The 25,607-nt window shown below is 72.6% G+C and carries 26 protein-coding genes; 18 read left to right on the top strand and 8 right to left on the bottom strand.

Features of this window, described 5'->3' with window-relative positions; translation table 11 throughout:
* The first annotated feature begins 21 nt into the window (after positions 1-21).
* On the top strand, positions 22-507 hold the full coding sequence (locus tag EDF64_RS01840) for a MarR family winged helix-turn-helix transcriptional regulator (RefSeq protein ID WP_133518381.1): 486 nt from the start codon (positions 22-24) through the stop codon (positions 505-507).
* A 19-nt stretch (positions 508-526) separates the two neighbouring features.
* The gene (locus tag EDF64_RS01835) at positions 527-805 is read left to right on the top strand and encodes a hypothetical protein (RefSeq protein WP_133518380.1); all 279 of its coding nucleotides are present in this window, start codon (positions 527-529) and stop codon (positions 803-805) included.
* On the opposite strand, the gene EDF64_RS01830 is transcribed toward EDF64_RS01835, so the two are convergent.
* The 5 genes from EDF64_RS01830 to xylA form a co-directional block, all read right to left on the bottom strand.
* Positions 795-1,913: a VanZ family protein gene (locus EDF64_RS01830; RefSeq protein WP_133518379.1), complete on the bottom strand. Its 1,119-nt coding sequence runs from the start codon at positions 1,911-1,913 to the stop codon at positions 795-797. The genes EDF64_RS01835 and EDF64_RS01830 overlap by 11 nt on opposite strands.
* A gap of 38 nt (positions 1,914-1,951) precedes the next feature.
* Complete coding sequence (locus tag EDF64_RS18050; RefSeq protein WP_166645556.1) at positions 1,952-2,101, bottom strand: hypothetical protein; 150 nt, start codon at positions 2,099-2,101, stop codon at positions 1,952-1,954.
* A gap of 111 nt (positions 2,102-2,212) precedes the next feature.
* The gene (locus EDF64_RS01825; protein ID WP_133518378.1) at positions 2,213-3,199 is read right to left on the bottom strand and encodes an acetylxylan esterase; all 987 of its coding nucleotides are present in this window, start codon (positions 3,197-3,199) and stop codon (positions 2,213-2,215) included.
* Positions 3,200-3,313: 114 nt separating this feature from the next.
* The gene (locus tag EDF64_RS01820) at positions 3,314-4,801 is read right to left on the bottom strand and encodes an FGGY family carbohydrate kinase (RefSeq protein ID WP_432207006.1); all 1,488 of its coding nucleotides are present in this window, start codon (positions 4,799-4,801) and stop codon (positions 3,314-3,316) included.
* Positions 4,788-5,981 carry a xylose isomerase gene (gene xylA / locus EDF64_RS01815; protein WP_133518377.1) on the bottom strand — a complete coding sequence of 398 codons (1,194 nt, stop codon included), beginning with the start codon at positions 5,979-5,981 and terminating at the stop codon, positions 4,788-4,790. Before xylA ends, EDF64_RS01820 begins: the two co-directional genes overlap by 14 nt.
* Positions 5,982-6,078: 97 nt before the next feature.
* On the opposite strand from xylA, the gene EDF64_RS01810 reads away from it, so the two are divergent.
* From EDF64_RS01810 to EDF64_RS01765, 10 genes are all read left to right on the top strand, one after another.
* Positions 6,079-7,272, top strand: coding sequence for a Gfo/Idh/MocA family protein (locus EDF64_RS01810; RefSeq protein WP_133518376.1), 1,194 nt, complete (start codon positions 6,079-6,081; stop codon positions 7,270-7,272).
* Positions 7,272-7,967, top strand: a complete 696-nt coding sequence (locus EDF64_RS01805; RefSeq protein WP_432207005.1) for a ThuA domain-containing protein — start codon at positions 7,272-7,274, stop codon at positions 7,965-7,967. Before EDF64_RS01810 ends, EDF64_RS01805 begins: the two co-directional genes overlap by 1 nt.
* On the top strand, positions 7,952-9,049 hold the full coding sequence (locus EDF64_RS01800; RefSeq protein ID WP_133518375.1) for a Gfo/Idh/MocA family protein: 1,098 nt from the start codon (positions 7,952-7,954) through the stop codon (positions 9,047-9,049). The genes EDF64_RS01805 and EDF64_RS01800 overlap by 16 nt, the downstream gene beginning before the upstream one ends.
* 73 nt (positions 9,050-9,122) lie before the next feature.
* Complete coding sequence (locus tag EDF64_RS01795) at positions 9,123-10,148, top strand: sugar phosphate isomerase/epimerase family protein (protein ID WP_133518374.1); 1,026 nt, start codon at positions 9,123-9,125, stop codon at positions 10,146-10,148.
* Between the two features lie 47 nt (positions 10,149-10,195).
* On the top strand, positions 10,196-11,464 hold the full coding sequence (locus tag EDF64_RS01790) for an ROK family protein (protein WP_243736200.1): 1,269 nt from the start codon (positions 10,196-10,198) through the stop codon (positions 11,462-11,464).
* Positions 11,461-12,504 carry an NAD(P)-dependent alcohol dehydrogenase gene (locus EDF64_RS01785; RefSeq protein ID WP_133518372.1) on the top strand — a complete coding sequence of 348 codons (1,044 nt, stop codon included), beginning with the start codon at positions 11,461-11,463 and terminating at the stop codon, positions 12,502-12,504. Before EDF64_RS01790 ends, EDF64_RS01785 begins: the two co-directional genes overlap by 4 nt.
* Before the next feature lie 163 nt (positions 12,505-12,667).
* Positions 12,668-14,086: an MFS transporter gene (locus EDF64_RS01780; RefSeq protein ID WP_133518371.1), complete on the top strand. Its 1,419-nt coding sequence runs from the start codon at positions 12,668-12,670 to the stop codon at positions 14,084-14,086.
* 226 nt (positions 14,087-14,312) lie between these two features.
* The gene (gene glmU / locus EDF64_RS01775; protein ID WP_133518370.1) at positions 14,313-15,740 is read left to right on the top strand and encodes a bifunctional UDP-N-acetylglucosamine diphosphorylase/glucosamine-1-phosphate N-acetyltransferase GlmU; all 1,428 of its coding nucleotides are present in this window, start codon (positions 14,313-14,315) and stop codon (positions 15,738-15,740) included.
* A 61-nt stretch (positions 15,741-15,801) separates the two neighbouring features.
* Complete coding sequence (locus EDF64_RS01770) at positions 15,802-16,779, top strand: ribose-phosphate diphosphokinase (protein ID WP_133518369.1); 978 nt, start codon at positions 15,802-15,804, stop codon at positions 16,777-16,779.
* Between the two features lie 77 nt (positions 16,780-16,856).
* On the top strand, positions 16,857-17,642 hold the full coding sequence (locus EDF64_RS01765; RefSeq protein WP_133518368.1) for a putative protein N(5)-glutamine methyltransferase: 786 nt from the start codon (positions 16,857-16,859) through the stop codon (positions 17,640-17,642).
* A gap of 74 nt (positions 17,643-17,716) precedes the next feature.
* Here the strand turns inward: EDF64_RS01765 and EDF64_RS01760 are convergent, their stop codons facing one another.
* Entirely contained in the window at positions 17,717-19,318 is a 1,602-nt protein-coding gene (locus EDF64_RS01760) for a molybdopterin-dependent oxidoreductase (protein ID WP_243736199.1), read from the bottom strand.
* A gap of 194 nt (positions 19,319-19,512) precedes the next feature.
* On the opposite strand from EDF64_RS01760, the gene EDF64_RS01755 reads away from it, so the two are divergent.
* Positions 19,513-20,139: a hypothetical protein gene (locus tag EDF64_RS01755; RefSeq protein WP_133518367.1), complete on the top strand. Its 627-nt coding sequence runs from the start codon at positions 19,513-19,515 to the stop codon at positions 20,137-20,139.
* A gap of 126 nt (positions 20,140-20,265) precedes the next feature.
* On the opposite strand, the gene gndA is transcribed toward EDF64_RS01755, so the two are convergent.
* The gene (gene gndA / locus EDF64_RS01750) at positions 20,266-21,723 is read right to left on the bottom strand and encodes an NADP-dependent phosphogluconate dehydrogenase (protein WP_133518366.1); all 1,458 of its coding nucleotides are present in this window, start codon (positions 21,721-21,723) and stop codon (positions 20,266-20,268) included.
* A 113-nt stretch (positions 21,724-21,836) separates the two neighbouring features.
* Here gndA and EDF64_RS01745 point away from each other — a divergent pair, with 113 nt between their 5' ends.
* Positions 21,837-22,376 carry a gluconokinase gene (locus tag EDF64_RS01745; protein ID WP_133518365.1) on the top strand — a complete coding sequence of 180 codons (540 nt, stop codon included), beginning with the start codon at positions 21,837-21,839 and terminating at the stop codon, positions 22,374-22,376.
* On the opposite strand, the gene EDF64_RS01740 is transcribed toward EDF64_RS01745, so the two are convergent.
* Positions 22,363-22,602 (bottom strand): hypothetical protein, encoded by a 240-nt coding sequence (locus tag EDF64_RS01740; RefSeq protein ID WP_071292618.1) that lies wholly within the window; start codon positions 22,600-22,602, stop codon positions 22,363-22,365. The genes EDF64_RS01745 and EDF64_RS01740 overlap by 14 nt on opposite strands.
* A gap of 215 nt (positions 22,603-22,817) precedes the next feature.
* Here EDF64_RS01740 and EDF64_RS01735 point away from each other — a divergent pair, with 215 nt between their 5' ends.
* The 4 genes from EDF64_RS01735 to EDF64_RS01720 are packed head-to-tail and all read left to right on the top strand — an operon-like array spanning position 22,818 to position 25,541.
* Positions 22,818-24,227 carry a sensor histidine kinase gene (locus tag EDF64_RS01735; protein WP_133518364.1) on the top strand — a complete coding sequence of 470 codons (1,410 nt, stop codon included), beginning with the start codon at positions 22,818-22,820 and terminating at the stop codon, positions 24,225-24,227.
* Entirely contained in the window at positions 24,224-24,916 is a 693-nt protein-coding gene (locus tag EDF64_RS01730; protein ID WP_243736198.1) for a response regulator transcription factor, read from the top strand. Before EDF64_RS01735 ends, EDF64_RS01730 begins: the two co-directional genes overlap by 4 nt.
* Before the next feature lie 47 nt (positions 24,917-24,963).
* Positions 24,964-25,167: a DUF6290 family protein gene (locus EDF64_RS01725; RefSeq protein WP_208108801.1), complete on the top strand. Its 204-nt coding sequence runs from the start codon at positions 24,964-24,966 to the stop codon at positions 25,165-25,167.
* Positions 25,164-25,541 carry a type II toxin-antitoxin system death-on-curing family toxin gene (locus tag EDF64_RS01720; protein ID WP_133518363.1) on the top strand — a complete coding sequence of 126 codons (378 nt, stop codon included), beginning with the start codon at positions 25,164-25,166 and terminating at the stop codon, positions 25,539-25,541. Before EDF64_RS01725 ends, EDF64_RS01720 begins: the two co-directional genes overlap by 4 nt.
* Positions 25,542-25,607: the final 66 nt, after the last annotated feature.

Raw genomic sequence — 25,607 nt, 5'->3', positions numbered from 1 at the left:
TCACCCTGGTACGCTCGAACCGTGACGGACCCCGGCGGACTCAGCGACGAGCAGCTCGAAGTCTGGGCGGCGGTCGCCACCCTGCTCGAACGCCTGCCGACGGCACTCGACGCCCAGCTCCAACGGGACAGCGGGTTGACCCACTTCGAACACGGCGTGCTCTTCGCCCTCGACCGTGCGCCGAAGCGGACGCTGCGGATGAGCGTGCTCGCCGGGTACGCCAGCTGCACGCTCTCGCGGCCGTCCCGGGCGGTCACCCGGCTCGAGGCGAAGGGGTGGGTGCGACGCGTCGTCGACCCGGCGGACGGTCGCTTCACCCTGGCCGTCCTCACCGACGCCGGACACGAGCAGGTCGAGGAGTCCACCCCGGCACACCACGCCCTCGTCCGCCGCCTGGTCTTCGACTCGCTGACCGCGGCGCAGGCCCGTCAGCTCGGCGCCGCCAGCCGACGCGTCGCCGAGGCCGTCAGCGACACCCCGGTCTGGACGCCGCCGGTCTCCCGCTGACCGCCACGATGATGGTGGCATGGGTGCGGACACGACACCGACGACCGTCGGCGACCTCTTCGAACGACCACCGATGCAGTTCGGGTTCCGAGGCGATCCCTGGCTGTGGGCGGCGCTCCGCGAGCGGCTCGCGCAGACGAGCCTGCCGATCGGTGGGCGGCGGTCACCGGAGCCCGGTGACGGGCGCTGCGCGCGGGAGGAGCCCCGGCGGACGCGGCCGGTGCCCTGGTCCGCACCGCTCGCGGGCCCGGAGGCGCGTGGCGGGCTGGCACCGCGCCTCCAGGCCGTCAGCTGGTGACGTCGGCCGCGCCCACGGTCCGCACCGTCTCGTCCGGCGCGCGCTCGTCCTGCACACCCAACCGTGCCACCGCGTTCGCGAACCCACGGCGGTCACGGGTCGCGACCAGACCGATGAGCGCCGCGACGGCGAGTGCGAAGGCGAGCAGACCGGACAGGGGGAAGGCGGCGGCGGAGACCGTGGCCCACCCGCCGGAGCCGGCCGCCCACCGCACCAGACGCTGCCACCCGGACGGACGCGGTTCCGGGCGCAGCCGGACGACGGCTTCGCCGAGGGTGCGTCCGGTCGTCAGCACGAGGACCAGCTGGAGGGCCGGCGCGACGAACGGCAGCGTCGCGAGCAGGACCCTCGCGAGCGTCGAGCGCAGGTCGTGCCCGGCCAGCGCGAAGGCGAGACTCGTGACGGAGACCAGCGCGCCGGAGGTCAGCGTGACCGCCAGCAGGTCGCAGAACATGCCGAAGCCCCGCCGCCACACCGTCACCGGCCGGGGCACGCCCGCCGTCGACTCCCCACGGTGCCGGGTCAGGATCCACAGCACCGGCGAGACGAGGGTGCCGACCAGCGCACCGAGCGTGTTCGCGAAGAGGTCGTCGACGTCGAACAACCGGTAGGCGCAGGGGTAGAGGAACCAGTCGCCGGTGAGCTGCGTGCACTCGATGAGCAGGGAGACCGCGAAGCCGGCGACCGTGCCGACGACCACCCCGGCGACGAACCGTCCGTGCAGGAAGACGTGCCGGACGAGCATCCCGAGGGGCACGAACAGGACGACGTTGAAGACCACCTGGGCCGCGGCCGGGTTGCCGAGCAGCGACCGTGGGCCGCTCAGGCCGCCCTCCTTCGCGATGTCCCCGACGAAGGCGAACGGGGTGAGCTGCGGGCCCGACGCCGACCGGCAGACGGCGGCGACCTCGCTCGTGTCCGGCAGGGGGAGCAGCGTGTACGTCACCAGGGCGAGGCCGTAGACCACCGCGAGGAAGGCGAGGACCGCGTTGCCGATGCCCAGGGTCCCGCGTCGCCGGTACTGCAGTGCCGCCCACGGCACCAGGCCGGCGATCGCGATCGCCGAACCGACGAGGAGTGCGAGCAGTGCCGGGGTGGCCGAGGTCATCCCTCGACCCTACGGACGGCCCGTCGTGCTCGTTCCGGTCAGGACCCCAGGCGCTGCAGACACTGCACGCACATCGGCCAGCCGTGGGTGCCGCGCACGCGCTTGCAGCCCTCCGGCAGGTCGGTGCAGTCGTCGAACACGTGGTGCACGCCCGGCGTCGCATCGGTGTGGAACGGTCGCACCTGCATCGGACGCTCCTCCCGCGACGGTGGGCTCCCCGACGAGCCCGTGCACCATCCCTACGCGCCCGACCTGCGATCTCGCGCAACTCGGTCCCGTCCGCGCGGGACGGTGCCCCGTCAGCCGCGCTCGCGGAGGAACGCCACCTGCCGCTCCCAGTGCCGGAACGCCCCGCCCTCGTGCCCGTTGTACGGGTAGACCTCGATCGCCTTGTCCGTCGACCCGAGCACGTTGTAGGCCGCGAACGTCGTCCGGGGCGGCACCACGTCGTCCATCAGCGCGACCGAGAACAGCGCCGGTGCGGTGATGCCCGCGGCGTGGTTCACCCCGTCGAAGTACGCGGCGGTGTCCCAGACGGTCTCGGCGGCGTCGCGGTGCACGGACAGGTAGGTCGCCAGCTCGCGGTACGGCCCGCCGACCGCCACGGCGGTGCCGGACTCCCACGCGCAGAGGAACGCGACGTCGGGCAGCACCGCGGTGATCGGGCCGACGTGCGCCTCGACGAGCGCGGCGGCGGCGATCGCGATCCCGCCGCCCTGGCTGCCACCGGTCAGGGCGATGCGTGCGGGGTCGACGCCGGGCAGGGTGCGGACGGCGTCGACCAGGCGGACGGCGTCGGTGAAGACGCGGCGGTAGTAGTGGTCGGCAGGGTCGGTGATGCCGTTGGTCATCCAGCCGCCGACGTGCGGGGCGGAGCCGTGCGGGTCCGGGGTGTCACCGCCGGTGCCCCACCCGCTGCCCTGGCCGCGGGTGTCCATCACGACGTGCACGTACCCGGCGAGGGCCCACGAGACGCGCTCACCGGGCAGGCCACGGCCGCCGTTGTACCCGAGGAACTCGACGACGACCGGCAGGTCACCGGTGGCGCCGACCGGGCGCGCGACCCAGGCGCGGACCGGGTCGCCGGCGAAGCCCGGGAAGGTGAGGTCCTCGATGACGAGCCCGGTCACCGGGGTGTCGGCGGGCACCAGGGTCGGGGCGGTGTCCGCTCCGGCGGCGCGGGCGGACGCGATCGTGTCGGCCCAGAAGGCGTCGAAGTCGGCGGGGCGACGGACGTCCGCACGGTGGGTGCGGAGCGCGTCGAGGGGCAGGTCGGTGAACGGCATGGGTGTCCTCCGGGCGAGGTGGATTCGGGCGTACCGGGTCGATTCGGGCGTACCTGGTCGAGACTTCCGACCAGGTACGCCCGATCCTGCCAGGAACCGGACTGCGGACGAGGCTCAGGCCGCTGCGGCGCGGTACTGCTCGAGGACCGCGGGCTGCGGGTCCGCCGGCACGACCGTGGTGTCGAGGTCCCACGACGGCAGGGCGCCGGTGAGGACCCAGGCGGCCTGTCGTGCGGCCCCGGCTGCGACGTACTCGCCGGGAGCGGGGAGCTCGACGTCGCGGCCGAACACCTGTGCGGCGACGACGCGGACGGCCTCGTTGCGTGCGGCGCCGCCGATGAGCAGCAGCCGTGACACGGTGACACCGGTCGCCTCGACCGCGGCGAGCCCGTCGGCGAGGGCGCAGAGCATCCCCTCGACGGCGGCCCGCGCCAGGTGCGCGCGGTCCGTGGTCTCCGGGGTCATCCCGAGCAGGGACGCGGTCGCGTCCGGCCGGTTCGGCGTCCGTTCCCCGACGAAGTACGGCACGAGCACCAGCCCGTCGGCTCCGGCCGGCGCCGTGAGCGCCAGCTCGCCGAGGGCGTCGTGGTCGACGCCCAGCAGCCGTCCGATCACCTCGAGCACGCGGGCCGCGTTGAGCGTCGTGACGATCGGGAGGCGCGACCCGCTCCCGTCGGCGAAGCCCGCCACGGTCCCGCTCGGGTCACGCACCTCGGCGTCGCTGACCCCGAAGACGGTGCCGCTCGTGCCGAGGGACACCGCGACGTCGCCCGGTCCCAGTCCGAGGCCGAGCGCTGCCCCGGCGTTGTCGCCGAGTCCGGCGCCGACGATGAGGCCGGCCGGTGCGAGCGCACCGTTCGGCAGCGCGACGTCGGTGGACAGCGTGCCCATCGCCTCGTCGGGGGCGACGACCCGCGGCACGACCACGGCGTCGTCGGCACTCGCGGGACCCGACTCGCCGAGCGCCGTGCGCATCGAACGGCCGAGGGCGAGCTCGAACAGCTCCGGGTCGTACTCGCGGCGCACCGGGTCCCAGTACGCCGTGCCGCTGGCGTCGGACGCGTCCGTCGCCAGGGCGTCGAGGTCGGGGCCGAGCGGGCTCTCGTCCGCCGGTCCGTAGCCGCGGAGCCGCCACGACAGCCAGTCGTGGGGGAGCGCCACGGCCGCGACGCGGGCCGCGTTCTCGGGCTCGGCGTCGCGGAGCCAGCGCAGCTTGGTCCCGGTGAACGACGCCACCGGAACCAGTCCCGTCCGGGCGACCCAGGAATCCCGGCCGAGCTCGTCGACCATCTGCGCGGCCGCGTCCGCACTGCGGACGTCGTTCCACAGCAGGGCGTCGCGGACCACGCGGCCGTCGGCGTCGAGCGCGACCATGCCGTGCTGCTGCCCGGCGATCGCGACGGCGGCGACGTCCTCGAGCCCGCCGGCGTCGGCGACCGCGGTGCCGAGGGCGTCCCACCAGTGGCGGGGGTCGACGGACGTGCCGTCCGGGTGGGTCGCGCGCCCCTCCCGGACGACCGCGCCGGTCGCCGCGTCGCGGATCGTGACCTTGCAGGACTGGGTCGACGAGTCGACCCCCGCCACCAGCTCAGCCACGAGCACCCATCAAGTGCTCGATGGCGAGCTGCTGCAGCTTCACGAAGCCGAAGCCCTTGCCGCCGAAGTACGCGTCGGCGTCGAAGTCCTCGTAGGCGGAGCGGTCGGCGAGGAAGTCGTCGTACGACTCGCCGGCGTTGAGAGTCGGGGTGGAGAGCTCGGGGACCTTCGAGGCCTCGAGCGCTGCCTGCACCTCGGGGTCGGCGCGGAACGCCTCGGCGCGCTCCTTGAGCAGGAGGTACATGCGCATGTTCGCGGCGGCGGAGTCCCAGACGCCCGAGATGTCCTCGGTGCGGCTCGGCTTGTAGTCGAAGTGACGGGGGCCGTCGTACGCCGGGCCGCCCTGCGGGGCGCCGTGCTCGAGCAGGTCGACGAGCGAGAACGCGTTCTGCAGGTCGCCGTGACCGAACACGAGGTCCTGGTCGTACTTGATGCCGCGCTGGCCGTTGAGGTCGATGTGGAAGAGCTTGCCCTGGTAGAGCGCCTGGGCGATGCCGGCGGTGAAGTTCAGGCCCGCCATCTGCTCGTGGCCGACCTCGGGGTTGATGCCGAACATCTCCGGACGCTCGAGGGTCTCGGTGAACGCGATGGCGTGACCGAGGGTCGGCAGGAGGATGTCGCCGCGGGGCTCGTTCGGCTTCGGCTCGATCGCGAACCGGATGCCGTAGCCCTTGTCAGTGACGTACTGGGCGAGCAGGTTGACGGCCTCGCGGTAGCGCTCGAGCGCGGCCTGCACGTCCTTCGCGCTGTCGTACTCGGCGCCCTCGCGGCCACCCCACATCACGAACGTCGACGCGCCGAGCTCCGCGGCGAGGTCGATGTTGCGGAGCACCTTGCGGAGGGCGAACCGGCGGACCTGGCGGTCGTTCGAGGTGAAGCCGCCGTCCTTGAAGACCGGGGCGGAGAAGAGGTTCGTCGTCACCATCGGCACGATGATCCCGGTCGCCTCGAGCGCGCCCTTGAGGCGGTCGATCTGCTTCTGGCGCTCGGCGTCGGTCGAGCCGAACGCGAAGAGGTCGTCGTCGTGGAAGGTCAGGCCGTAGGCCCCGAGCTCGTCGAGCTTCTCGACTCCCTCGACCACGTCGAGGGCGGGGCGGGTCGGTCCGCCGAAGGGGTCGGAGCCGTTGTAGCCGATGGTCCAGAGACCGAAGGAGAACTTGTCTGCACGGGTGGGCGTCGTTGCCATGGTGGTCACCGTTCGTCGTCGAAACAAAATGTTGCCGCGCCCAACATAAGCGGTAGTGTTGGCTGTGGCAAGGACGTGATCGCAAAGGAGCGAGCGGATGGCGGAAGAACGACGCGGGCAGCAACGGCTGCGGGTCGCGATGGTCGGGCACGGGTTCATGGGAGCCGCCCACTCACAGGCGTGGCGGACCGCACCGCGGTTCTTCGACCTCGGGGTGGAACCGGAGATGGCGGTCGTCGTCGGCCGTGATCCGGAGCGCACCGAGGCCGCGCGGCAGCAGTACGGCTGGCAGACGGCCTCGACGGACTGGCGGGCCGTGGTCACCGACCCGGACATCGACGTCGTCGACATCTGCTCGCCGGGGTCGTCGCACGTCGACGTGGCGATCGCCGCGCTCGAGGCCGGCAAGCACGTCCTCTGCGAGAAGCCGCTCGCGAACACCGTCGCCGAGGCCGAGGCGATGACCGCGGCCGCCGACGCCGCACGGGCGAAGGGGGTCCGCTCGATGGTCGGCTTCAGCTACCGTCGCGTCCCCGCGATCGCCCTGGCGAAGCAGCTCGTCGAGGCCGGCCGGCTCGGCACGATCCGGCAGGTCCGCGCGCTCTACCTGCAGGACTGGCTCGCCGACGAGGACGGCCCGATGACCTGGCGGCTCGACAAGTCGCTCGCCGGCTCCGGCTCGCTCGGCGACATCGGCGCGCACGCCATCGACCTCGTCGAGCACGTCACCGGCGCACAGCTCACCACCGTGTCCGGCACGCTCGAGACCTTCGTGCCGGAACGTCCCCTGCTCGCCGACGGGGTCGGACTGTCCGGCACCGCGTCGAGCGAGCGCGGGCAGGTCACCGTCGACGACGCCGCCTTCTTCCTCGGACGGCTCGGCGGCGGCGCTGCCGACGGTGCGATCGGGTCCTTCGAGGCCACCCGCTACGCCACCGGCCGGAAGAACGGCCTGACGCTGGAGATCAGCGGGTCGGCCGGCGCGATCCAGTTCGACCTCGAGTCGATGAACGAGCTGCGCTTCTACGACGCGACCGCCCCGGCGGGCGCGCAGGGCTTCCAGCGGATCCTCGTGACCGAACCCGAGCACCCGTACATGGCCGCCTGGTGGCCGACCGGGCACCTCATCGGCTACGAGCACACCTTCAGCCACGAGGTGAAGGACTTCGTCGAGGCGATCGTCGCGGGCACCGACCCGTCGCCGTCGTTCGACGACGGCCTGCACGTGCAGCGGGTCCTCGACGCCGTCGAGCGCAGTGCCGCCGACGGCAGCAGCTGGACGGTGATCTGATGGCCGCGCGCCAGGCCCTCGTCGTCCGCGGCGGCTGGGACGGCCACCAGCCCGTCGAGACCACCGACCTGTTCGTCCCGTTCCTGCGCGACAACGGCTTCGACGTCCGCGTCGAGGACGGCACCGCGGTCTACACCGACGCGTCCGTCATGGACACCGTCGACCTCGTCGTCCAGGTGGTCACGATGTCCACCATCGCCGACGACGAGTTCGCCGGACTGCAGCGGGCGGTGCTGAACGGCACCGGACTCGCCGGGTGGCACGGTGGCATCGCGGACGCGTTCCGGAACACCGCCGACTACCTCCACATGATCGGTGGGCAGTTCGCGCACCACGCCGGCAAGCACCCGTCGGAGCGGATCGGCGAGCAGTCGGACAACTACATCCCGTACACCGTGCACATCACCGACCTCGGAAGGTCGCATCCCGTCACGCAGGGCATCGAGGACTTCGACCTCGTGACCGAGCAGTACTGGGTGCTCTCCGACGAGTACAACGACGTGCTGGCGACCACCACGCAGGAGGCGCGGGACTTCGACGCCTGGAACCGTCCCGTCACCGCGCCCGCGATCTGGACCCGGCAGTGGGGCGAGGGACGCGTGTTCGTCTCGGCACCCGGGCACCGGCTCGAGGTCGTCGAGTCGCAGCCACTCCGCACGATCATCGAGAGGGGTCTGCTGTGGGCAGCCCGCTGAAGGTCGGCGTCATCGGCGTCGGCAACATCAGTCAGCAGTACTTCGAGCACTTCCCGGCACTGCCCGGGCTCGCCCTGACCGCGGTCGCCGACCTCGACGTCGAGCGGGCGCAGACCGTCGGCGCGGCCCAGGGCGTCCGGGGCACGAGCGTGGACGACCTGCTCGCCGCGGACGACGTCGACGTCGTGCTCAACCTGACGATCCCGGCCGCGCACGCCGAGGTCGCGACGCGTGCGCTCCAGGCGGGCAAGCACGTCTACGGCGAGAAACCCCTCGCGCTCAGCACCGCCGAGGGCTCCGCGGTCCTCGCGCTCGCCGCCGAGCGCGGCCTGCGGGTGGGGAGCGCCCCGGACACCGTGCTCGGCACCGGCATCCAGACCGCACGCGCCGTCCTCGACGACGGCCGGATCGGCGACCCGGTCGGCGCCGCGGTCTCGTGGACGGCCCCCGGACACGAGCTCTGGCACCCCGCGCCCGCCTTCTACTACCAGCCCGGCGGCGGCCCGCTGCTCGACATGGGCCCGTACTACCTGACGAGCCTGGTGCAGTTCTTCGGCCCGGTCGCCCGGGTCAGCGGCAGCGCCACCCGGTCCAGCCGTGAGCGGAGCATCGCGACCGGCCCGTTCGCCGGCGCACCCATCCCCGTCGACGTCGACACGCACGTCGTCGCCGTGCTCGAGCACGAGAGCGGCGTGGTCTCCACCGTCACCGTCTCGTTCGAGGTCTGGGCCACCCGGGCACCGCTCTTCGAGGTCCACGGCACCGCGGGCAGCCTCGCCGTGCCGGACCCGAACCGGTTCTCGGACCCGGTGTCGATCGCGACCGCCGACGACCGCGAGTGGCGGGAACTGCCGGTGTCCGCCGGGTACGCCGACGCGGGCCGCGGGTACGGGCTCGCCGACATGGCGCACGCGATCGCGACGGACCGTCCGCACCGGGCCTCCGGCGACGTGGCGTACCACGTGCTCGAGGTGATGGAGGCGGTCGCGACCGCCGGCCGCGAGCACACCGTCGTCACCGTCGACTCCCGCGTGGAGCGACCGGCGACCGTGCCCGCCGGGGCACGACCGGAGACCTGGTGACCCGCACCGCGGGCCGACCACGGCACAGCCGCGCGGGTCAGTGTCGACCCGGGCACAGCAGGAAGGAACGAGCATGACGGAGACGACCCGTGCCTCCAGGCCGGTCACCCTGTTCACCGGGCAGTGGGCCGACCTGCCCTTCGAGGAGGTCGCACGACTCGCCGGCGAGTGGGGCTACGACGGGCTGGAGATCGCCTGCTGGGGCGACCACCTCGACGTCCGCCGCGCGGCGACCGACGCGGCCTACGTGGCCGACCGCAAGGCGATCCTCGAACGCAACGGCCTGCAGGTGTGGACCATCGCGAACCACCTGACCGGCCAGGCCGTCTGCGACGACCCGATCGACCAGCGGCACGAGGACATCCTCGCGCCGCACGTGTGGGGTGACGGCGACCCGGAGGGCGTGCGACAGCGCGCCGCCGAGGAGCTCCAGTGGACCGCCCGCGCCGCCGCGGCGCTCGGGGTCGACACCGTCACCGGGTTCTCCGGATCGTCGATCTGGAAGACCGTCGCGGGCTTCCCGCCCGTCCCACCGAGCATGATCGACGCCGGGTACCAGGACTTCCACGACCGCTGGTCGCCGATCCTCGACGTGTTCGAGGAGGTCGGCGTCCGCTTCGCGCTCGAGGTGCACCCGTCCGAGATCGCCTACGACTACTGGACCGCGAAGCGCGCGCTCGAGGTCTTCGCGGACCGCCCGGCCTTCGGGTTCAACTTCGACCCGTCGCACTTCGTCTGGCAGGACCTCGACCCGGCCGCGTTCCTGCTCGACTTCGCCGACCGGGTCTACCACGTGCACTGCAAGGAGTCGGTGAAGCAGCTCGACGGCCGGAACGGACGCCTGGGCAGCCACCTGCCGTGGGGCGACCCCCGCCGCGGGTGGGACTTCGTCACCGCCGGCCACGGCGACGTGCCGTGGGAGCGGGTGTTCCGCGTGCTCAACCACATCGGGTACACCGGCCCGACGAGCGTCGAGTGGGAGGACGCCGGGATGGACCGACTCGTCGGCGCACCGGAGGCGCTGGCCTTCGTCCGGCGGCTCGGCACCATCGCGCCGCCCGAGGCCTCGTTCGACGCGGCGTTCTCGCGGTCGCGGTGAGCGACGCCCGGCCCCGAGTGCCGGCGGCCGTAGGGAGCGCCGCGCGCGTGCTCCGACTCGTGCACGAGGCGGGGCCGATCACCCGCGCCGAGGTCACCCGGCGCACCGGGCTGAACCGTTCGACCACGTTGACCCTCGTCGGCGAACTCGTCGACCTGGGGCTGCTGCACGAGGAGCTCCCGACGGCTGGTTCGCCCGGTGCGGGGGTGGGCCGGCCGAGTCCTGTCGTGCGTGCCGCCGCCGACGTCGTGGCCGCGGCGGTCACGGTGGAGATCGACGCCGTGTCCGTCGCGCTCGTGGGACTCGACGGCACGGTGCGGGCGCGTCTCGTCTCGCCGCAGGACCGCCCACCGACCGCGGCCGAGGCCGTCGAGACCGTCGCGGCACTGCTCGACGGGGTCCGGCACCCGGCTGTCGGCGGCGACCCCACCGCGTCCCCCGCGCTCCGGCTCGTCGGCATCGGCGTCGCCGTCCCCGGCACCGTCCGGGTCGAGGACGGCACCGTCCAGTACGCCCCGCACCTCGGATGGCACGACGAGCCCCTCGCCGGCCCGCTCGCCGCCCGCACCGGTCTGCCCGTGCGAGCCGCGAACGACGCGAACCTCGGCGCGTGGGCGGAGCGACTCGGGGGCAGCGGCCGCGGCGTCGACGACCTCGTCTACCTGAACGGCGGCGCGAGCGGCATCGGTGGTGGCGTGATCACCGGCGGGCGCCCCCTCAGCGGCGCCGACGGCTACGCCGGTGAACTCGGGCACACGTTCGTCGCGGCGAACGGCGTCCGCTGCCACTGCGGCGCCGTCGGCTGCCTCGAGACCGAGGCGTCCCGCGACACCCTGGCCGCCGCGACGGGGACGCCGCCCGACGACCTCGAGGCCCTGGCCGGTGCGCTCGCCGAGGGGCGGCCCGAGGTCGAGCGGGTCGTGGACCGACAGGTCGCCGCACTGGCCACCGCGCTCCGCACCGCGATCCACACCGTCAACCCCGAGGTCGTCGTGCTCGGCGGGTTCCTCGGCGTCCTGCTCGACCACGTCGGCGACCGCATCGTCGACGACGTCCGCGCGCAGTCGATGACGGGCATGACCGACCGGCTCCGCATCGTGCCGGCGGCACTCGGCCGCGACGTCCTCGTGCACGGTGCCGCCGAGATCGCGTTCCGCGACCTGCTCCGCGACCCGGCCCGGATCGAGGCGGCCGTCGTCGCGACCCTCCCCACGAGCACGAGCACGAGCACGACCCTCCCCACGAGCACGAGCACGACCCTCCCCACCACCACGTCCGGCCGCGCCGCCGCGGCCGAGGAAGCGAGACCCGCATGACCTCCACCCAGCACCAGCGCGTCAGCGTGCTGCTCGGCACCCAGGACCTCACCGTCGAGGACCGCCCCGTCCCCGAGGTCGACCCGGGCGACGTGCTCGTCCGCGTCGCGGCCGTCGGCGTGTGCGGCTCCGACGTGCACTACTACCGGCACGGCCGCATCGGGGACTTCGTCGTCGAGGAGCCCCTCGTCCTCGGCCACGAGCTCTCCGGCACGATCGTCGCCGTGGGTGACGGCGTCGACGATTCCCGCGTCGGCGAGCGCGTCGCCGTGGAGCCGCAGCGCCCCTGCCACCGCTGCGCGCAGTGCCTGGCCGGCCGCTACAACCTCTGCCCGTCCATGCGCTTCTACGCGACGCCGCCGATCGACGGGGCGTTCGCCGAGTTCGTCACCATCGAGTCCGCGTTCGCGCACACCCTGCCCGACGCGGTGTCGTTCGAGGCCGGCGCACTGCTCGAACCGCTCTCGGTCGGGATCGCCGCGGTCCGCAAGGCCGGGATCGTCCCCGGGTCCTCGGTCCTCATCGCCGGCGCCGGTCCGATCGGCATCATCTGCGCGCAGGCCGCGAAGGCGTTCGGGGCGTCGCGGATCGTCGTGAGCGACCTCGTCGCCGAACGCCGCGAGCGTGCCCTGCAGTACGGGGCCACCGAGGTCGTCGACCCCACCGTCGTGTCGGTCGCCTCCGACATCGTGCCGGTGGACGCGTTCATCGACGCCAGCGGGGCGCCCCGCGCGGTCTCGGACGGCATCAAGGCGGTCGGCCCCGCCGGCGCAGCAGTCCTCGTCGGCCTCGGGAACTCCGAGATGACGCTGCCGGTCGAGCACATCCAGAACCTCGAGGTCACCGTCACCGGCATCTTCCGGTACACGAACACGTGGCCGGTCGCGATCGAGCTGGTCGCATCCGGGCAGGTCGACCTGGACTCGCTCGTCACGGGGCGCTTCGGCCTCGACGACGTCCGCGAGGCCCTCGAGAGCGACACCGACCCGGCCTCCCTGAAGTCGGTCGTCTACCCCGGCGGGGTCCCGTCCGCCTCGTGACCACACGACGGCCTGGAGGCACGGTGCCAGCCCGCACCGCGCCTCCAGGCCGTCGGACGGTCGCCGCTGCCGTCCGCCACCGGCGTCGTCGACGCGCCCACCCCGGGTGCGTGCCCCGGAACGGGGCCACCGACGCGACACCCGGACGCGCTACGGTTCGCGCATGACGGCTCCACTCTCGGCTGCAGTGCCGCAGCGCACCGACCGGCGCGCGCTCGTGTCCTGGGCCCTCTGGGACTGGGGGTCCGCCGCCTTCAACGCGGTCGTCACGACCTTCGTCTTCAGCACCTACCTGGCGAGCCGCGCCTTCGTGGACCCGGCCCTCGTCGCCGACACCTCGGCCGCCGGGAAGGCCCTCGTCGACCGCGAACTCGCCCACAACGCCGCCGTCGTCTCGACCGCGCTGACGATCGCCGGCATCGTCGTGGCCCTGGTCGCACCCGCCGTCGGACGCCTCGCGGACTCGTCCGGGCACCGTCGGCGGTCCGTCCTCGTCGCGACCATCGGCATCGCGCTGTCCATCGGCGGCATGGTGTTCGTCGCGCCCAGCCAGCCGTTCCTGCTGCTCGGCGCCGCACTCCTCGGCATCGGGACCGTGGCGTACGAGATCGCGAGCGTCGGCTACAACGCCATGCTCGGCCAGGTCGCAGCGGGGGAGCAGAAGGGCCGGGTGTCCGCGATCGGGTGGGCGGCCGGGTACTTCGGCGGGATCGTGCTGCTCGTCGTGCTGCTGGTCCTCTGCATCCAGGACTTCGGCGTCCCCGGGGTCGCCGGGCTCCTGCAGCTCCCCGCGACGGTGGCGTCCGGGCAGTGGGACGTCCGCGTGGCGATCGGCATCGCGGCCCTCTGGCTCGCCGTGAGCTCGATCCCGCTGTTCGTCACCGTGCCCGAGGCCGCACCGGGTCCGGCCCGCACCGGAGGCCTCCTCACCGCCTACGCCGACCTCGGCCGGGACATCGCCCGGCTCTGGCGGGAGCGCCGTGACGTCCTGGCGTTCCTGCTCGCGAGCGCCGTGTTCCGCGACGGCGTCGGCGCCGTGTTCACCTTCGGCGGGATCATCGCCGCCACGGTGTTCGGGTTCAGCCCCTCGCAGGTGATCCTGTTCGCGATCGCGGCCAACGTCGTGGCGGGCGTCGCGACGTTCGTGTCCGGGTGGCTCGACGACCGGTTCGGCTCGCGCGCGCTCATCACGGTGTCGCTCGTCGGGCTCGTGCTGACCGGCCTCGGTGTCTTCCTGATCGGCACGGCGACGCAGGGCTTCTGGATCCTCGGCCTCACGCTGGCGGTGTTCGTCGGGCCGGTGCAGGCGTCGTCCCGCGCGTACCTCAGCCGGCTGGCGACGCCGGGCCGCGAGGGGGAGCTCTTCGGCCTCTACGCCACGACCGGGCGGGCGGCGTCGTTCCTCGCGCCGGCGTTGTTCGGGATCGCGGTGACGATCGGCGGCTCGACCCGGTTCGGCATCATCGGCGTCGTGGTGGTGCTCGTCGCGGGGCTGGTGCTGATGGTGTTCGTGCCGCGGGGCGCGGGCGCGGGGTCGGGCGCGGGGTCGGGCGCGGGCGGCGCGGGGTCGTTCCGCGCGTAGGGGGTCGTTTCGCGCGTACCAGGTGGAATCGGGCATAGGAGGTCGTTTCTTTCGACCTCCTACGCCCGATTCCGCCTTCCATTCCGCGTGCGATGGGAAGAACCGGTCACCGCCCCAGCCTGGAGGCGCGGCTCGTCTTCCCTCCACAGGTGCGGTTCCGCGCACTGTTGCGCACAGGGCCGTGGGTCGCCCGACACCGGAAGGGCACGTGCGCCAGGATGGACCCATGACCGACCAGCGGATCGCCGTCGTCGTCCTCGCCGCCGGGCAGGGCACGCGCATGAAGTCGTCCACCCCCAAGGTGCTGCACCGCCTCGCCGGCCTGCCACTCATCGCCCACGTGCTGCGGACGGCGTCGTCCCTCGGCCCGGAGCACGTCGCCGTCGTCGTGCGCCACGAGCGGGAGCGCGTCGCGGCCGAGGTCGTCGAGCGTGCCCCCGACGCGATCGTGGTCGACCAGGACGACGTCCCCGGCACCGGTCGCGCGGTCGAGGTCGCGGTCCAGGCGCTGCCCGCCGACTTCGACGGCGCCGTGGTCGTGCTCTCGGGCGACGTACCGCTCCTCGACGCGGACTCGCTCCGTCGCCTGGTGGACGCGCACGTCGGCGGCGGACACGCCGTGACGCTCGTCAGCGCCGTCGCACCGGACCCGACCGGGCTCGGACGGGTCGTGCGCGGTACCGACGGTGCCTTCGTCGGGGTCGTCGAGCACAAGGACGCCAGTCCGGAGCAGCTCGACATCACCGAGACCAATGCCGGCATCTACGCGTTCGACGTCACGCATCTCCGCGCCGTGCTGCCCTCGCTCACCACGGTGAACGCCCAGGGCGAGAAGTACATCACCGATGCGCCGAGTCTCATCGCCGGCCGTGGCGGACTGGTCGACGTGGTGACGCTGACGGACCCGTGGCTCGTCGCGGGCATCAACGACCGCGCGCAGCTCGCCGACGCCGCGCGGGAGCTCAACGCCCGCATCGTCCGTCGGCACCAGCTCGCCGGCGTCACCGTGCAGGACCCCGCGACCACCTGGATCGACCTCGACGTCTCGATCGAGCCGGACGCCGAGATCCTTCCCGGCACGCAGCTCATCGGCGCCACCGCGATCGCGTCCGGTGCCGTCGTCGGCCCGGACGCCACCCTCCGCGACACCGAGGTCGGTGCCGGCGCCGTGGTGAACCGCGTCGACGCCACGCTCGCAGTGATCGGCGACGGTGCGTCCGTCGGCCCGTTCGCGTACCTGCGTCCCGGCACGATCCTGGGCGACCAGGGCAAGATCGGCACCTTCGTCGAGACGAAGAACGCGAAGATCGGCCGGGGCAGCAAGGTCCCGCACCTGTCGTACATCGGCGACGCCGAAGTGGGCGAGGACTCGAACATCGGAGCGAACACCATCACCGCGAACTACGACGGTGTGCACAAGCACCGGACCGAGGTCGGGTCGAACGTCCGTACAGGCTCGCACAACGTGTTCGTCGCCCCGGTTAGGATTGGTGACGGGGCGTACACCGGCGCAGGTACGACCGTCCGCAAGGACGTACCGGCCGGGTCGCTGGCGATCAGCTACGCCCCACAGCGCAACACCGACGGATGGGTCGAGGAACACCGGCCCGGTTCGCCGGCGGCCGAAGCTGCTCGGCGCGCGAACGGCGAATAGAACACGGCGACCACCCGTCGCCGGCATCGACCCCGCGCGGGTCAGGGAGTGAGCACCGCACTTGTCCGGAATCAAAACGACCGGCCAGAAACGACTCGTCCTCGTCTCAGGGCGAGCACACCCGACGCTCTCGGCGGAGATCGCCGAAGAACTCGGCGTCGAGCTCGTCCCGACCGATGCCCGGACCTTCGCGAACGGTGAGCTCTACGCTCGCTTCGACGAGTCGGTCCGTGGCTGCGACGCCTTCGTGATCCAGTCCCACACGGCGCCCATCAACGAGTGGCTCATGGAGCAGCTCATCATGGTCGACGCGCTGAAGCGTGCGTCGGCGAAGCGCATCACCGTCGTGGCGCCCTTCTACCCGTACGCCCGACAGGACAAGAAGGGCCGTGGGCGCGAGCCGATCTCGGCCCGACTCGTCGCCGACCTGTTCAAGGCCGCCGGCGCGCACCGCATCATGAGCGTCGACCTGCACGCCGCGCAGATCCAGGGCTTCTTCGACGGCCCCGTCGACCACCTGTTCGCGATGCCGGTACTGCTCCAGCGCTTCCAGGAGATCCTCGACCCGTCGACGCTCACCGTCGTCTCGCCGGACATGGGCCGCGTGCGCGTCGCCGACATCTGGTCCGAGAAGCTCGGCGCCCCGCTGGCCATCATCCACAAGCGCCGCGACCCGCTCGTCCCGAACCAGGTGAGCGTGCACGAGATCGTCGGTGACGTCTCCGGTCGTGTCTGCCTGCTCGTCGACGACCTGATCGACACCGGCCGCACGATCGCCAAGGCAGCCGAGGCGCTGAAGAACGCCGGCGCGACCGGTGTCGTCGTCGCCGCGACCCACGCCGTGTTCTCCGACCCCGCGACCGAGCTGCTGCAGAGCGAGTTCATCGACCGGGTCGTCGTGACCGACACCCTGCCCGTGCCCATGGAGAAGCGCTGGGAGCGGCTCGAGGTCCTGCCGATCGCGCCGCTCATCGCCCGTGCCATCCACGAGGTCTTCGACGACGGGTCCGTCACGTCGATGTTCGATGGCGCCGCGTAGCGGAGCCATCGAGCCCACGGGCACTGCCGACGGTGCTGGCCACCTCGACGACGCACCGTCCGTGGCGGACTGAACCCGTGCCTCCAGGCCATCCCGCCCACTCCGCGCTCGCGGCCCGACTCCGGGCCGCGGGCAGCGTGTTCGCCGAGGACGAGGCAGACCTCCTGCTCGACGCCGGCGACGGCGACCCGGTCCGCCTGCGGGCCCTCGTGCAGCGGCGTCTGGGCGGCGAACCCCTCGAGTACGTCCTCGGTTGGGCGGCGTTCGACGGACACCGCATCCGCGTGACCCCCGGGGTCTTCGTGCCGCGTGCCCGGACGACCGTCGTGGTGGAACAGGCAGCGATGCGGTTGCAGCGCTACGACCGCGTGGTCGACCTGTGCTGCGGTGCCGGGGCGATCTCGGTGGCACTGTTCGGTCGGGTCGGCGCGCTCGACCTGGTGGCCGCCGACGTCGACCCGGACGCCGTGAGCGTCGCGGCGGAGAACATCGGTGACCGCGGCATCGTCGTCGAGGGGGACCTCTTCGCGCCGCTGCCGGACCGGTTCGACGGCGTGGTGGACGTCATCGCCGTGAACGCGCCGTACGTGCCGACGTCCTCGATCGACACGATGCCCTCCGAGGCACGCGACCACGAACACCGGGTCGCGCTCGACGGCGGTCCGGACGGGTTGGACCTGCACCGGCGCATCGCCGCGGGGGCGGGGGAGTGGCTGCGGCCGGGCGGCTCGGTCGTCATCGAGGTGTCGGACGCTCAGGCTGCTGCGTCAGCCGCTGCCTTCGCGTCGGCGGGGTTCGTCACGTCCGTGGAGTCCGACGACGACGTCGACGGCACCTGCGTGGTCGCCACCCGTCCGTCCTGAGCGCGGACGCCGCACGGTACCGGTGCCGGTTGCGCAGTCCGCCGCGGCCCGCGCCGCGCCCGTGCCCCCGTCCGTCAGGACGCGCGCACCTCGACGGTGTGCCATCCCGATGCCCCGTTCGGCGCGGGTGGCCGCTCGACACTCGTCTGCACCTCGCCGTCGGCACTCACTGCGCGCACCTGGATGCGGTGCGAGCCCTTCGTCGGCGTCCACCGGTACACCCACTGCCGCCAGGTGTCGGCGGACACCGAGTCGGCGAGGGTGGCGTCCTGCCACGAGCCGCTCCCGACCCGGACCTGCACGCCCTTGACCCCGGTGTGCGGCTGCCACGCGACGCCGGCGATCGCGACCTCGGAGCCGGCCTGCACCGTCGAGCCCGCACGGGGGGTGTCGATCCGGGACTCCAACTTGACCGGACCTCGCTCGGACCAGCCGCGCGGCGTCCAGTAGCCCTGCGCGTCGGCGAACCGGGTGACCTCGAGTTCGGTCACCCACTTCGTGGCCGACACGTACCCGAACAGGCCGGGCACGACCATCCGGACCGGGAACCCGTGCTCGGGCGGCAGCGGTTCGCCGTTCATCCCGACGGCCAGCAGTGCGGCGGTGCCGGGGTCCTGCAGCACGTCGAGGGGTGTCCCCGCCGAGAACCCGTCGACGCTCCGGGACAGCACCATGTCGGCGCTGGCGTGCGGCGCGGCTCGTTCGAGCAGGAGCCGGATCGGGTAGCCGAGCCAGAGCGCGTTGCCGATGAGGTCTCCACCGACCTCGTTCGAGACGCAGCTCAGGGTGGCGTGGTGCTCCTCAAGCGGCAGCGCGAGCAGGTCGTCCCAGGTGAGCTCGACCTCGTGGTCGACGGCGCCGTGGATGCGGAGCCGCCAGTCGGCGGTGTCGACCGAGGGCACGCGGAGTGCGGTGTCGATCCGGTAGAAGTCGGCGTTCGGCGTGACGTAGGGGGTGACGCCGGCGACGTCGAGCGAGGCTCCGCTCGGCACGGACGGTGCGGCGTTCGCCGGGGCCGGCAGCCGGATCGCCCGTCGCGCGGCGGCAGCGGCCTGCATCGCCGACGAGCCGAGTCGCGACGCGGTGCCCACCACGACGGCGACCGTCGCGGCGGTGATGCCCCACGCCAGGAACGCGCGTCGTTCGGCGGAGGCCGGTCGCGGGGCCGCAGAGGGGACCGCAGCTGCTGCCTCCCACCGCCGGAGTCGCTGCGCCAGCAGCCGGAGCACGATGACCGCCGCGGCGACGCCGAGGACCGACGGCGCGCCGTCGAACGTCCCGCTGCCGGACCGTGTGCTGACGGCGATGAGTGACAGGACGCCCCCGACCGCGAACACCAGCGCGCCGAACGGGGGCCGGGCCCGCTCGAGGATGCCGGCGGCGGCGCTGACGACGGCGACGATGACGCCCATCAGCATGAAGAGCGCGACCTTGTCGCCGGTGCCGAAGAGCGACACCATCAGGTCCTTCGCCCCGCGTGGCGCCAGGTCGATGACCGCGGAGCCGACGGCGACGAGCGGGCTGCCGGCGCCGCCGAGCAGCAGCGCGCCGAGTTCGGCGGCGGCGAAGAAGGCTGCGGCGGCGACGAGTCCGACGCCGGCGGCGAACCACCGCGCCGACCGCAGGGTCACCGCGTGCTCCGAGGTCGTCGGGACGGTCTCCTGGTCAGTGGTCACGGCCCGAGCGTAGGTCTCCGGTGCCGCGTGCGGGCTGACAACCGGGCAACCTGTGGACAGCGGCCCCGGTTCGACGGTCGTTCACCGGGCCGCGCCAGCCGATCACCGGCGGGCCGTGCGAGGATCGGGGTGTGCTGAGGCGTCCCGATCGTGTTCCGCGCCCCGGCCGTGCCCGACGGCAGGAGCGCCGGCCGATGTCGCCCGCTCGCCGGCTCGCCACCCTGCGGTGGGTCATCGTCGGTGTCTGGGCGGCGCTGCTCACCGCGCGGATCATCGTCGTCGCGTTGTCACCCGACGCGGACCTGACGTACTTCGGTGTCGCCGAGGTCGCGGCCATCGGGCTGGGTGCGGGCGTCATCGTCGTCGCGATCGTCCGGACGCACTCGTCGCGCCGCCGCCGTGAGGACGAGGCGCTTGCCCTGGCGATCCGGCGCATCGACCCGACGGTGTGGCTCGTCCCCGCGGCACCGACACCCGAACTCCGTGCCTCGATCGAGACCGTCCGTCCGGAGGTCTCGCTGGGCCACCGCGTGACCTGGGCGTTCGGCGCGACCGAGGCGTCGCTGTGGGAACTCGAGGACCGCCGGGCCACCCGGCTGCTCGTGATCCGGTGGAGCCGGATGGTGCACGTCGGACTCGAGGACCTGCACGGCGACGGGCGCTCGTGGGCCATCGCGATGCACTACGTCCGCCCGGACGACTCGGCGGCCGTGGCGACGTTCTTCGTGCGTGCCGCCCCCGGGTCGCGGCGGATGCTCGGCCGCGGTCCTCGGCTCGAGCGACTGGTCGCCGACCTGGCGCGCGAGCGCATCGTCGCCTGACGGCGGGCCTGCCTCGCCTGACGGCGAGCCCGCGTCGCCTGGCGGCGAGCCCGCGTCGCCGACGGGTCCTGACGGCGAAGGGCCCCGCCGTGCAGCGGGGCCCTCCGTCGTGCTGCCTGCGGCGCGTCAGTGCGTCGACGGCTCCTGCTCGACCTCACGCCGGTCGTCGTCGGACCACAGCGTGTGGAAGGTGCCGTCCTTGTCGATGCGCTGGTAGGTGTGCGCTCCGAAGAAGTCGCGCTGCCCCTGGATGAGCGCGGCGGGGAGCCGGTCGGACGCGAGCGAGTCGAAGTACGACAGTGCCGACGAGAAGCCCGGCGCCGGGATGCCCGACGCGGCCGCGATGCCCACGATGCGCCGCCAGGCGGCTTCGCCCTCGGCCACGGCGTTCGCGAAGTACGGGTCCACCAGCAGCGACTCGAGCGACGGGTTCTCGGCGTACGCCTCGACGATGCGGTTGAGGAACTGGGCGCGGATGATGCAGCCGCCGCGCCAGATCTTCGCCACGTTGCCGAGGTCGATGTCCCAGCCGTACTCCTTGGCCCCGGCGATGATCAGGTCGAAGCCCTGCGCGTACGCGACGACCTTCGACGCGTAGAGCGCGGCACGGACGTCGTCCGCGAAGGTGTCCGGCACCTCGGTGATCGACGGCCGGTTCTTGACGGACTGCTGCACCGCAGCGCGCTGGGTCGGCTTCGACGACACCGCGCGGGCGAACACCGCCTCGCCGATGCCGGAGACGGGGATCCCGAGCCCGACCGCGTTCTGCACGGTCCACACCCCGGTGCCCTTCGACCCGGCCTCGTCGCGGATCACGTCGACGAGCGGCTTGCCGGTCTCGGCGTCGGTCTGCTTGAGGATCTCGCCGGTGATCTCGATCAGGTACGACTCGAGGTCGCCCTTGTTCCACTCGTCGAACACCTGCACCAGGTCCTCGACGGTGAGACCACCGACGCGGCGGAGCAGGTCGTACGACTCGGCGATGAGCTGCATGTCGGCGTACTCGATGCCGTTGTGCACCATCTTCACGAAGTGCCCGGCACCGTCGGTCCCGATGTGCGTCACACAGGGCTCACCCTCGGCGACCGCGGCGATCGACTTGAGGATCGGCCCGAGGGTCTCCCAGGCCTCCTTCGACCCGCCAGGCATGATCGACGGCCCCTTGAGGGCGCCTTCCTCGCCACCGGAGATGCCGGTGCCGACGAAGTTGAGGCCCTGCTCGCGCAGGTCGTGCTCACGTCGGATGGTGTCGTGGAAGTTCGCGTTGCCGCCGTCGACGATGATGTCCCCGGGCTCGAACTTCTCGGCGAGCTGCGAGATCACGGCGTCGGTGCCCTTGCCGGCCTGCACCATGATGATCGCCGTGCGGGGCTTGGAGAGCGACGCCACGAAGTCGTCGATGTCCTCGGACGCGATGAAGCCGGCGTCGCCGTGCTCCTTGATGAGTTCCTCGGTGCGGGCGTAGGTGCGGTTGTAGACCGCGACCGTGTTGCCCTCTCGCGAGGCGAGGTTCCGTGCGAGGTTCGAGCCCATGACTGCCAGGCCCACCACCCCGATGTTCGCTTGACCGTTGTTGTCTGCCACGTGGGTCTCCTTCGTCCTGACGTCTGCACCTCAACCTACGGTCGGCGGCCTGGGACCGCACGGCTGTTACGGCAACTGGGGATAGGCGTTCGGCAGACCAATACTGTGGAGGGATGATCGAGAGCGTTGTCCTCCCGCCCGTGCTCGTGATGGGGGTCTCCGGCTCCGGCAAGTCCACGATCGGCCGCACCCTCGCCGACGCGCTCGCCGCGCAGGGGGAACCGTGCGTGTTCGTGGACGCCGACGACCTGCACCCTGCCGCGAACAAGGAGAAGATGCGGCAGGGGATCCCGCTGACCGACGAGGATCGCTGGCCCTGGCTGGACGCCTGTGCCGACCGGATCGCCCGGGTCGAGGCGTCCGGCAGTCGCTGTGTGATGGCGAACTCCGCCCTCAAGCGCATCTACCGCGACCGCCTGCGTGCCAGTGCGCCCGGCCTGGTGATCGCGTTCCTCGACGGCTCGCGCGAGCTGATCGCCGAGCGGCAGTCGCACCGGCACCACGAGTACATGCCGACGTCCTTGCTGGACTCGCAGTTCGCCACCCTGGAGCGCCCGCAGCCGGACGAGGCCGCCGTCGCCGTGTCGATCGAGGGGTCGGTCGACGACACGGTGGCGACGATCCTCGCCGCGCTGTCGGTCACTTCCGGCTGAGCTCGGACAGCCGCGACCGGTACTCGTCGGCGTCGATGTCCCCCCGGGCGAACCGGTCGGCGAGGACGGACCGCGCGTCCGACCGTGCCCGCCAGCTGCCGCGGCGGAGCACGCCGAAGACGACGAACACGACCAGGAACGCGAAGAAGAAGAACGCGGGGAAGACGAAGAACGGGAACCCGCCGCCGTGCCAGTACGGCGCGGTCGCTGCGATGGTGGTGAGCATGGGGACCTCCTGAGGTCGGTTTCGGTGCCGCTGTCGCGACCCTTCCAGCGTCGGGCCTGGAGGCGCGGCACGCGTCCGTCACGGAGCCCCACTTCCGCCTGCTCCCGCAGTCGTAGTGCCGCGCCTCGTCCACAGGCGGCTACGCCCGGGGGAGTAGTCCACAGGTCGTGCTGCCGCCCGATGACCGAGCCGGTCGGCGACCCTAGGCTCGCTGCATGGACCCCACACCGACCGTCGCCGACCCGGCGAGGCACGACGCCCGCCTCGGCGGCCGTCGTCGCTTCGCACGCGTCGGTCGCGTGCTGCCGGTCGCGGTGGTGCAGATCGTGGGTACCGTCCTCGCCTCCCGTTTCGCGAGCGGTGCCGGACCCGGCGACGGGGCGATCGGTGGCCCGCCGTGGGCACGACACGCGTTCGCGGCGAGCGGGAGAACGGACGTCGTCCAGCTCGGGCCCCTCGCGATCGCGTTGCTCGTCGCCGGCGTCGTGGTCCTGCCCTGGCGGTGGCGGTGGCCCCGAGGGGTGCTGCTCGTCACGCTCGCCACGACGATCGGGTTCGCGCTGGTCGTGAGCCCGCGGGGTCCCTTCGTCGCTGCGCTCACGATGGCGCTCGCGAACGCCTGGCTCCGGGGGCACCGGGCCTGGGTCGCGGTGGCCGCCGGCGTGAGCGTCGCCGTGCTGCCGACCGCCGACGCCGTCCTCGGCCGCTCGTCGGTCCTCGACCTCAGCGCGGTGTTGCTCTGCATCGCCTGGGTCACCGTGACGATCGCGGTGTCCGAGCTCGTCCGGGTCCGGCTCGAACGGGTCGCTGAGCGCCGACGGCAGCGAGCCGAGGCCGAGCGTCGTCGGGCGGCCGACGAACGCGTGCGCATCGCCCGGGAACTCCACGACTCTGTCGCCCACAGCATGTCGCTCATCAACCTGCAGGCCGGCGTCGCACTGCACCTCGGAGCGGGCCTGCCGGACCAGACGCGGGAGTCGCTCACCAACATCCGTGACTCCAGCCGCGAAGCGCTCGTCGAGCTCCGGACCATCCTCGGCGTCCTCCGCGCGGTCGACGCTCCGGTGGACGAGTCCGGCGCCGGGGCCGATGCCGGGGCGGCCGAACGGAACCCGGCACCGGGCCTCGACCGACTGGTCGACCTGGTCGAGCGCGCCCGGGCCGCGGGTGTCGACATCGGGTTGTCCGTGTCGGGCGATCCCCGCGCTGCCGGCGGGGTGACGGACCGCAACGCCTTCCGCATCGTGCAGGAGTCGGTGACGAACGTGATGAAGCACGCTCCCGGGCACCGCGCCGACGTCGCCGTGTCGATCGGCCCGGAGGTCGTCGACCTGGTCGTCGAGGACCGCCCGGTCCGCCCGGACGGCGCGGGCGCACCGCCCCGGGGCTCCCTCGGCGTGACCGGCAACGGCCTCATCGGCATGCGCGAGCGTGCCGTCGCCACGGGCGGGGAACTCCGCGCGGGGCCGACCACGAACGGCGGGTGGCGCGTGTCGGCCCGACTGCCGGTCATCGCAGCAGACGCGGCGGTCGTCGCCGCGAACCCGCCGGTCACCGACGCCCACCCGCCGGTCACCGATCCCGATCCGCCGGTCATCGACGCAGACCCGAAGGACCCGACGTGAACGAGCACCGCGACCGCCCCGAGCCGATCCGGGTCCTCCTCGTCGACGACCAGGTGCTCGTCCGCGCCGGCCTACGCGCCCTCGTCGACGCCGAACCGGGCATGACGGTCGTGGGCGAGGCCGGCGACGGTGACGCCGCCCTCGAGTCCGCACGGACCGAACGCCCGGACGTCGTCCTCATGGACATCCGGATGCCCGGCACCGACGGGTTGACGGCCACCCAGCGAATCTCCGCCGATCCGGCCCTGGCGGACGTCCACGTGGTGATCCTCACCACCTTCGAAGAGGACGACTACGTCTTCGAGGCGATCCGCGGCGGGGCGGCCGGCTTCCTGGTGAAGGACACCGAACCGGCCGAGCTCCTGCGTGCGGTGCGGGCGGTGGTCGCAGGCGACTCCCTGCTCTCACCCCGGGCCACCCGCTCCCTCGTCGAGGCGTACGCGACGCACGCGAAGCCGGCGTCGCTCACGCCCGCACTCGACGTCCTCACCGACCGTGAACGCCAGGTGATGCAGCTCGTCGCGGTCGGCCTGACGAACGCCGAGATCGCCGAGCGGCTCTTCGTCAGCCCGATGACCACGAAGACCCACGTCTCCCGCGCGATGATCAAGCTCGGCGCCCGCGACCGCGCGCAGCTCGTGGTCTTCGCCTACGAGACCGGCCTCGTCACCCCCGGTTGGCAGCCGTGATCGTCCTCGATCGATCCCGTGGTATCGCCACTGATACCATCCCGGACATGGCCATGACCCTCCGACTCGACGACGACGAGACCAACGCGCTGCGGAAGCGCGCCGAGCACGAGGAGCGTTCCATGCAGGAGATCGCCCGGACCGCGATCCGGGAGTACATCGAGCACCACAGTCGCGCCGACCTCATCGACGGGATCCTCGACCGAGAGCTTCCCCGGTACGCCGAAGCGCTGGAACGCCTCGGCCGGTGATCCACCTCACCATCGACGAGGCGCTCCACATCGCCCGCCGGACGCTCGGCGACGGTGTCGCTCTCCGCGACGTCGGACTCCTCGAAGCCGCCGTTGCGCGTCCGGCTGCGTCGGTCGGCGGTCGCGACGCCTACCCGACGCTCGTCGAGAAGGCAGCAGCCCTCGTGCACTCGGTCGTCCGCAACCACGCGCTCGTCGACGGCAACAAGCGACTCGGACTCATGCTGCTCATCGTGTTCCTCGGCGTGAACGGCCGACGCCTGACCGCCAGCAACGACGAAGCGCACGACTTCATCGTCAAGATCGCCGACGGCCACCTCGACGCGGTGGGCGACATCGCCGATTCCCTCGACCGCCTCATCGAACCGGCCTGACGACCGACGTCAGCCGACGACATCCGACGTCGACCGACGGCAACGGACGGCAACGGTCGCCGGGTC

This window comes from Curtobacterium flaccumfaciens, from assembly GCF_004361695.1.
Taxonomy (GTDB): domain Bacteria; phylum Actinomycetota; class Actinomycetes; order Actinomycetales; family Microbacteriaceae; genus Curtobacterium; species Curtobacterium flaccumfaciens_B.
This window is presented reverse-complemented; position numbering and strand designations above follow the sequence as displayed.

Bases quoted from the DNA above. Each gene is read 5' to 3' on its own strand.
- xylA (WP_133518377.1), bottom strand. From the start codon at position 5,981: ATGGCAACGACGCCCACCCGTGCAGACAAGTTCTCCTTCGGTCTCTGG.
- EDF64_RS18050 (WP_166645556.1), bottom strand. From the start codon at position 2,101: ATGCAGGTGCGACCGTTCCACACCGATGCGACGCCGGGCGTGCACCAC.
- EDF64_RS01740 (WP_071292618.1), bottom strand. From the start codon at position 22,602: ATGCTCACCACCATCGCAGCGACCGCGCCGTACTGGCACGGCGGCGGG.
- glmU (WP_133518370.1), top strand. From the start codon at position 14,313: ATGACCGACCAGCGGATCGCCGTCGTCGTCCTCGCCGCCGGGCAGGGC.
- EDF64_RS01745 (WP_133518365.1), top strand. From the start codon at position 21,837: ATGATCGAGAGCGTTGTCCTCCCGCCCGTGCTCGTGATGGGGGTCTCC.
- EDF64_RS01835 (WP_133518380.1), top strand. From the start codon at position 527: ATGGGTGCGGACACGACACCGACGACCGTCGGCGACCTCTTCGAACGA.
- EDF64_RS01785 (WP_133518372.1), top strand. From the start codon at position 11,461: ATGACCTCCACCCAGCACCAGCGCGTCAGCGTGCTGCTCGGCACCCAG.
- EDF64_RS01810 (WP_133518376.1), top strand. From the start codon at position 6,079: ATGGCGGAAGAACGACGCGGGCAGCAACGGCTGCGGGTCGCGATGGTC.
- EDF64_RS01725 (WP_208108801.1), top strand. From the start codon at position 24,964: ATGGCCATGACCCTCCGACTCGACGACGACGAGACCAACGCGCTGCGG.
- EDF64_RS01830 (WP_133518379.1), bottom strand. From the start codon at position 1,913: ATGACCTCGGCCACCCCGGCACTGCTCGCACTCCTCGTCGGTTCGGCG.
- EDF64_RS01805 (WP_432207005.1), top strand. From the start codon at position 7,272: ATGGCCGCGCGCCAGGCCCTCGTCGTCCGCGGCGGCTGGGACGGCCAC.
- EDF64_RS01735 (WP_133518364.1), top strand. From the start codon at position 22,818: ATGGACCCCACACCGACCGTCGCCGACCCGGCGAGGCACGACGCCCGC.
- EDF64_RS01795 (WP_133518374.1), top strand. From the start codon at position 9,123: ATGACGGAGACGACCCGTGCCTCCAGGCCGGTCACCCTGTTCACCGGG.
- EDF64_RS01755 (WP_133518367.1), top strand. From the start codon at position 19,513: ATGTCGCCCGCTCGCCGGCTCGCCACCCTGCGGTGGGTCATCGTCGGT.
- EDF64_RS01825 (WP_133518378.1), bottom strand. From the start codon at position 3,199: ATGCCGTTCACCGACCTGCCCCTCGACGCGCTCCGCACCCACCGTGCG.
- EDF64_RS01780 (WP_133518371.1), top strand. From the start codon at position 12,668: ATGACGGCTCCACTCTCGGCTGCAGTGCCGCAGCGCACCGACCGGCGC.